Genomic DNA, 572 nt, shown 5'->3' on the forward strand with positions numbered 1-572 from the left:
AAGTTTCATTTGTTCCATTGATTATCTTTTTTATATTACAGTTATACATACACCAACGGACAGTAGAAAGTACACACTATGAATGAATATAGAGGCTTGAATAATACGAAACCTACGACTGACACATTACGATTTTTTTTAGTTCTCTTCCCGACTCACATGTTTGGGATGAACGGTTTATCATTTCCTATAAATGTAAAAAGACGTTACAATCACATAAGCGTCTCTTTTACATTGTTGATATCTCCTCTCCCTGTTTTACCTATAAACTACTTCGTTGTCTAATATACTTTGAATGCTAAAAACAGAATTACTATAAAAAGGCCAAAAATAGAAGCACAGAGATGTCTTCTCTCTGTGCTTCTTACATTTACAAAATAATAAAGAGCATAACGTAGAGGTATGTCCTAATTTGCCACCCTATCCAAACTACTGGAATTTAAAACGCATTCTGAAACCCTCTTACTAATTGCTCACTATTTCTTTATAGGCATAACTTTTTTATACGTAATCATGCGCCAAATCCACTCAAGTGGTCCCAATTTAAAGAACTTCATCCAAATGAAACTGAA

1 protein-coding gene is annotated in these 572 nt (G+C 33.2%); it reads right to left on the minus strand.

Annotation, left to right across the window (positions count from 1 at the left end; genetic code table 11):
* Positions 1–476: 476 nt before the first annotated feature.
* Positions 477–572: DUF418 domain-containing protein (locus KVT34_RS29705; RefSeq protein WP_217563239.1), on the minus strand; the 96-nt coding region annotated here is incomplete at its 5' end.

It is taken from the genome of Paenibacillus sp. GbtcB18, from assembly GCF_019091125.1.
GTDB classification, from domain to species: Bacteria; Bacillota; Bacilli; order Paenibacillales; family NBRC-103111; genus Paenibacillus_F; species Paenibacillus_F chitinolyticus.